Raw genomic sequence first — 2,433 nt, 5'->3', positions numbered from 1 at the left:
ACTAGAAAATTGGTAGGCATATTAGGCTAAGAAATATGCCTACTACTTTTTAAAACTTCTTATTGGGGATAATTTTTTAAAATAAATACCATTATTCTACTGTTTTATATAGTTTTTTGTTATTGTTAGACAGACTCGCATGCCCAATTAAGGCATCCGGCTCCTCATATTATCATTTACACAATATAGTTAATCGTTAGTTTAAGTTCAAAGATATTTACACACACTTTGGACTTAGGAAGCTTAAAATAACTCAACATCTTTCTAAATCCTGCCCATTTGTAACTTTTTCTTTGACTATTTAGCCATTTATATACCAGCAACAATACCAATGCTATCAACAAAATCTTTGTATTTTTTTCTTTGGTTATCATTAAAAAAATAGGACAAAATTTTATTTGAAGTTATTAGTTCCTCTTTTATATCTCCAATATACATCCCATAACTACTCCACTTATAATCTTCTGGCTTTTTAACCATTTGTGCTCTCATAGGGTTTAAATGTATATACCTGCTTACTTCTAATACATATCCATCTTTCTCTATTATTTCAGCATTATATCTTGATTGAAATAAATGACCTATAAAATTATATTTCTTATTAAAATTCTTTGCATAAAAATTATTAATCCTACCAATATAAAAATTTATAGGCTTTTCTTTTGCTTCTATTTGTATATGTACATGATTTGTCATTAAACAGTAGCTTATAATTCTATAACAATCTTTGTAATAACATAGTGCCTCTTCCATACATCTTAAATAGAATTCAAAATCAATTTCTTCTTTAAATATGTCACTTCTTCGATTACCTCTTGCTGTAACATGATACATAGCTCCTGGATACCATTCTAACTTTTTTCTTCCCATTTTATACATTCTCCTGTCAATTTTTATTATCTATATTATTGACAGTTTTTAATTTTTTAAAACCTTTGCTTTTACATTGTTTTATACATTGTTTTACAAGTGCCTGTCACCCTAGTGAGGAGGTTTGCCGACGAACTTGCTAAAATAGGAAAGAGCTATTACAATTGCCCCCGCAAGTATACTATAGGCTATTTTTTTATTTCTACTTAAGTTACTCCAAACTTGCGAGAACTTATTTCTCATTTCAAGTAGCTTGTTCATATTCGAGCTCCCTTCCTATATCTGCATTTTATTAAATGCATCATAGGCGTCTACTAGTTTATTCCTAATTTGTACTGCTGTTTCTAAAGACAATTTAGCTTCCGCTGTTGCTAACATAACCTTATGTATATCTGTTTCGTCACCCGAAACAAACTTTTGAGTAATATCATCTGATGCTATTTGCTGATTATTAACTTCATCCAATTTTTCTTTTAAAGTATCTAAGAAACTAGTTTTTGGGGTATCGCCTTCTGTGGCATTTGCTTTAACTTCATTAGGTATTGTTGTACTGCTTACATTTGCATTAATAATCATAAAACACTCTCCTATTTACCTATTTCTAAAGCCTTTGAAAACATACTTTTCTCAGCAGTCATAGCACTTACATTTGCCTCGTATGCTCTTGTAGACGAAATCATATCTGCCATTTCATTTAAAATATTTACGTTAGGCATCATCACGTATCCGTCTTTACCTGCATCTGGATTCGATGGATCGTAGACACGCCTTAAAGGTGAAGGATCATTTTCAATACCCACAGCTTTAACACCTTTAAAATTTGTCTTATATGTGCCAGTAGTTTTATCTAATTCCTGTTGTAAATTTTCTTGAAATACAGCTATTTTTCTTATATATGGTTGTCCATTTTCACCTCTTGTAGTAGTTGCATTTGCTACATTAGAAGCTATTGTGTCCATCCTTAGTCTTTCTGCTGTGAGTCCACTAGAACTTATATTCATTGCAGTAAACACATTATTCATAATTTATTACCTCCCTCCACCTATAACATAACTAGAAAGTGAAATCTTACTATTAACCTGACTAACAAGAGCGTCATACATTAGTGTATTTGCTGCTTGATTACTCATTTCTAAATCTATATCCACATTATTACCATCTTGTCTCATGCTAGTGTTCTCGTCTCTTTGTACTGTAATCTCTCCACCACCACTAGCAGTTTGTATATGCTTACTATTATCTGTCTTCAGTGTATCTGCACTCATGTTATCATTTAAAGTATCCTCAAATGAAACACTTAACTCTTTGTAATTTTTTGTATTAATATTTGCAATGTTATTTGCAATTACTTTACCTCTAAGCGCAGACGCATCCAAACTTTTTTTTAATAAATTATATGTATCATCACTTGAAGAATTTCCATTTATAATCACAATCACCATCTCCCTTAAAGCGTTAAATATGGAATGTAAAATCACATTTTCAGCCTAAAATATTACTAAAATTAGCGAAATTTGTTTATCAAGCGAATATCTTCCACTTTATAATTTTATTATATACTAT

General features: G+C 30.5%; 5 protein-coding genes. All 5 read right to left on the bottom strand.

Features of this window, described 5'->3' with window-relative positions; genetic code table 11:
* Positions 1-309: 309 nt before the first annotated feature.
* Positions 310-870 (bottom strand): transposase, encoded by a 561-nt coding sequence (locus VIM70_RS23335; protein ID WP_331948176.1) that lies wholly within the window; start codon positions 868-870, stop codon positions 310-312.
* Between the two features lie 111 nt (positions 871-981).
* Entirely contained in the window at positions 982-1,131 is a 150-nt protein-coding gene (locus VIM70_RS23330; RefSeq protein ID WP_331948175.1) for a hypothetical protein, read from the bottom strand.
* A 15-nt stretch (positions 1,132-1,146) separates the two neighbouring features.
* A complete protein-coding gene (gene fliE / locus VIM70_RS23325) occupies positions 1,147-1,446 on the bottom strand; it encodes a flagellar hook-basal body complex protein FliE (RefSeq protein WP_331948174.1) in 300 nt (99 codons plus the stop codon).
* A gap of 11 nt (positions 1,447-1,457) precedes the next feature.
* Positions 1,458-1,892, bottom strand: coding sequence for a flagellar basal body rod protein FlgC (gene flgC, locus VIM70_RS23320; RefSeq protein WP_331948173.1), 435 nt, complete (start codon positions 1,890-1,892; stop codon positions 1,458-1,460).
* 6 nt (positions 1,893-1,898) lie between these two features.
* Positions 1,899-2,312 (bottom strand): flagellar basal body rod protein FlgB, encoded by a 414-nt coding sequence (gene flgB, locus VIM70_RS23315; RefSeq protein ID WP_414648751.1) that lies wholly within the window; start codon positions 2,310-2,312, stop codon positions 1,899-1,901.
* Positions 2,313-2,433 lie beyond the last annotated feature (121 nt).

Source organism: Clostridium sp. (genome assembly GCF_036569345.1).
Lineage (GTDB): Bacteria > Bacillota > Clostridia > Clostridiales > Clostridiaceae > Clostridium_AD.
Note: the sequence above shows the minus strand (reverse complement) of the source record. Positions and strands in the feature narration are given on the sequence as shown.

Coding starts and splice junctions, on each gene's coding strand:
- VIM70_RS23335 (WP_331948176.1), bottom strand. CDS start 870: ATGGGAAGAAAAAAGTTAGAATGGTATCCAGGAGCTATGTATCATGTT.
- flgC (WP_331948173.1), bottom strand. CDS start 1,892: ATGAATAATGTGTTTACTGCAATGAATATAAGTTCTAGTGGACTCACA.
- VIM70_RS23330 (WP_331948175.1), bottom strand. CDS start 1,131: ATGAACAAGCTACTTGAAATGAGAAATAAGTTCTCGCAAGTTTGGAGT.
- fliE (WP_331948174.1), bottom strand. CDS start 1,446: ATGATTATTAATGCAAATGTAAGCAGTACAACAATACCTAATGAAGTT.
- flgB (WP_414648751.1), bottom strand. CDS start 2,312: ATGGTGATTGTGATTATAAATGGAAATTCTTCAAGTGATGATACATAT.